This window comes from Stenotrophomonas sp. NPDC077659 (assembly GCF_050268705.1).
Taxonomy (GTDB): domain Bacteria; phylum Pseudomonadota; class Gammaproteobacteria; order Xanthomonadales; family Xanthomonadaceae; genus Stenotrophomonas.
In genome coordinates this window covers 1-3285 of the sequence record NZ_JBNNHG010000235.1, presented here as the reverse complement: position 1 = coordinate 3285, position 3285 = coordinate 1, and the positions used below count along the sequence as shown (strand labels likewise).

General features: G+C 67.5%; 3 protein-coding genes. 2 read left to right on the top strand and 1 reads right to left on the bottom strand.

Annotated elements, in window-relative coordinates:
• Positions 1–119: 119 nt before the first annotated feature.
• Positions 120–389 carry a 30S ribosomal protein S20 gene (gene rpsT / locus ACQKDV_RS18905; RefSeq protein WP_005408560.1) on the bottom strand — a complete coding sequence of 90 codons (270 nt, stop codon included), beginning with the start codon at positions 387–389 and terminating at the stop codon, positions 120–122.
• Positions 390–506: 117 nt separating this feature from the next.
• Here rpsT and murJ point away from each other — a divergent pair, with 117 nt between their 5' ends.
• Both murJ and ACQKDV_RS18895 read left to right on the top strand, forming a co-directional pair.
• The gene (gene murJ, locus ACQKDV_RS18900; RefSeq protein WP_427785776.1) at positions 507–2111 is read left to right on the top strand and encodes a murein biosynthesis integral membrane protein MurJ; all 1605 of its coding nucleotides are present in this window, start codon (positions 507–509) and stop codon (positions 2109–2111) included.
• Between the two features lie 75 nt (positions 2112–2186).
• Positions 2187–3134: a bifunctional riboflavin kinase/FAD synthetase gene (locus tag ACQKDV_RS18895; RefSeq protein ID WP_427785775.1), complete on the top strand. Its 948-nt coding sequence runs from the start codon at positions 2187–2189 to the stop codon at positions 3132–3134.
• Positions 3135–3285 lie beyond the last annotated feature (151 nt).

Genomic DNA, 3285 nt, shown 5'->3' with positions numbered 1-3285 from the left:
CGCCGACGGCGTAAGTATTCGTTCCATAGCCCGGCGGCTTGGCCGTAGCGCGTCGCCCGGCCGGGGCCGGGCTTTTGTCTGCTGCCCGCACCCCGAAAGGGCAGGGCGGCAACGCCGGATCAGGCGGCCTTGAGGGCCTTGATGCGGTCGTTCAGGCGGCTCTTGTGGCGGGCAGCCTTGTTCTTGTGGATCAGGCCACGCGCGCTGAAGCGATCCAGGATCGGCTGGGCAACGGCGAAGGCGGCTTCGGCGCCGGCGGCGTCATTGGCGTCCAGCGCCTTGATCACTTTCTTGACAGCGGTGCGCAGCATCGAGCGCTGAGCCACGTTGCGCGCGTTGCGCACGACGGTCTGCTTGGCGCGCTTCTTGGCGGACTTGATATTGGCCACGGTGGTGGTTTCCTGAAAAAATCGGTGTTATGGGAACAGCAAGCTGGCTAGTATGATGGCCCGAGAAATGCACGTCAAGTCGATTGTCAAGAGGGACGCTGAGTGAGTTCACCGAAGATGTTGCGGGGCCTGCTGTCGTTCAGCAGCATGACCATGGTCTCGCGGGTGCTCGGACTTGTCCGCGACCAGGTGATCACCACCACGTTCGGCACCAATGCGGTCACCGATGCGTTCTGGGTTGCCTTCAGGATACCCAATTTCCTGCGCCGGCTGTTCGCCGAAGGGTCCTTCTCCACCGCCTTCGTGCCGGTGTTCACCGAGGTCAAGGAAACCCGCAGCCACGCCGAGCTGCGCGAACTGATGTCCCGCGTCGCTGGCACGCTGGGCGGGGCGCTGCTGGTGGTGACCGCGCTGGCACTGATCTTCGCACCGCAGCTGGCGGTGGTGTTCTCAAGTGGTGCTGATACGGACCCGGTCAAGCAGACCCTGCTGGTCGACCTGTTCCGCCTGACCTTCCCGTTCCTGCTGTTCGTCTCGCTCACCGCGCTGGCCGGCGGCGCGCTCAACAGCTTCCAGCGCTTCGCCATGCCTGCGCTGACCCCGGTCATCCTCAACCTGTGCATGATTGCCGGTGCGCTGTGGCTGGCGCCGCGGCTGGGCGGTACCCCGGAAACGCAGATCCTGGCGCTGGGCTGGGCGGTGCTGGCCGCCGGCGCGCTGCAGCTGCTGTTCCAGCTGCCCTCGCTGAAGGGCATCAACCTGCTGACCCTGCCGCGCTGGGGCTGGAACCACCCGGGCGTGCGCAAGGTGCTGACCCTGATGGTGCCGACCCTGTTCGGTTCGTCGGTGGCGCAGATCAACCTTCTGCTGGACACCCTCATCGCCGCCAAGCTGACCGACGGCTCGCAGTCCTGGCTGTCGCTGGCCGACCGCTTCCTGGAACTGCCGCTGGGCGTGTTCGGCGTGGCGCTGGGCACGGTCATCCTGCCGGCTCTGGCCCGTCATCACGTCAGCACCGACCGTGAAGGCTTCTCGCGCTCGCTGGACTGGGGCCTGCGGATGACACTGCTGATTTCCGTGCCGGCCATGCTCGGCCTGGTGCTGCTGGCCGAGCCGCTGATCGCCACGTTGTTCCAGTACCGCCAGTTCACCGCGTTCGACACCCGCATGACCGCGCTGTCGGTGTACGGCCTCAGCTTCGGCCTGCCGGCGTTCGCCCTGCTGAAGGTCGTGCTGCCGGCGTTCTACGCGCGCCAGGACACCAAGACCCCGGTGCGCGCCGGCGTGGCCGCGCTGGTGGCCAACATGGTGTTCAACTTCGCCCTGCTTGCGGTGCTGTACCAGGTGATGGTGCCGGACGCGCTGAAGGCGCAGGGCGTGATGGAGGCCATCGGCAAGCAGCCTGGCCTGCATCTGGCGCTGGGCATTGCCAGTGCGCTGTCCAGCTACCTGAACCTGGGCCTGCTCTGGTACTGGCTGGGCAAGACCGATGTCTACCAGCGCCGGCCGGGCTGGGGCGGCTACCTGGTGCGGCTGCTGGTGGCCTGCGTGGCCATGGTCGGCGTGCTGCTGGCCCTGCTGCACTGGGTGCCGGACTTCACCGGCATGGACAAATGGCACCGCATCGGCGGCCTGATCCTGCTGGTGGGCGGCGGCGGCCTGACCTATCTGCTGGCCATGCTGGCCATGGGCTTCCGCCCGCGCGACCTGCGCGGGCATTGATCGTGGCCCACGGCGGCTATACTTCAGGGTTACACCATTGAAGCGGCGGCCCCGGGTGGGCCGGAACGAGAGTTGATGAGCAGGCTGTTCAGAAGCATCGAGGGCGGGGAGCTGTTCCCCAACGGAAGCGTGGTCTGTATCGGTGCATTCGACGGCCTCCACCTGGGCCATCGAGCGCTGGTCCGTCACGCGGTCGCCCGCGCGCGCGCCTTGGGCGTACCCGCCGTGGCCGTGGCCTTCGAGCCGCTGCCGCGTGAATTCTTTGCCCAGGGCGCGCCGCCGCCGCGGCTGACCCTGGCGCGCAGCAAGGTCGAGATCCTGCGCGAACTCGGCGTCGATGCGGTCGGCCTGCTGCGCTTCGACGCGGCGATGGCGGCCATGCCGGCCGAGGACTTCGTGCGCCAGCTGCTGGCCCACCGCCTGGGCGCGCGCGAAGTGTGGATCGGCCCGGAGTTCTGCTTCGGCAACCGCCGTCGCGGCGATCTGGCCCTGCTGCAGGCGATGGGCGGCGAGCTCGGCTTCACTGCCGGCGAGATCGAAGCCGTCGACCTGCATGGCGAGCGTATTTCCAGCACCCGCATCCGCCAACTGCTGCAGGCCGGCGATTTCACCCAGGCCAACGACCTGCTCGGCCGCCCCTATGCCATCAGCGGGCGGGTGGTGCGTGGGCGCCAGCTCGGCCGCACGCTGGGCTTTCCCACCGCCAACCTGCGCTTCCCGAAGACCCCGGCGCTGTCGGGCATCTATGCCACCTGGGTGCACGGCGTATTCGACCAGCCGTGGCCTTCGGTGTCCAGCTTCGGCACGCGGCCGACGGTGGAGGGCGTGGAGCCGCTGCTGGAAGCCCACCTGTTCGATTTCCAGGGCGACCTGTATGGCCGCCACATCGACGTGGAGTTCGTCGCCAAGCTGCGCGACGAAGAAAAATTCAATGATCTGGCGGCACTGACCGACCAGATGCACCGCGACGCCGACCAGGCGCGTGCCATCCTTTCCGAACACAGATTGCGAGCCACTGCGTGAGCCAGGACTACAAGACCACCCTGAACCTGCCAGCCACCGAATTCCCGATGCGCGGCGACCTGCCCAAGCGCGAACCGGGCATTCTGGCGCGGTGGGTCGTTGACCAGGGTGGAGACGGCATCGCCCAGCGCAAGCGGATTGATGCGGGTGG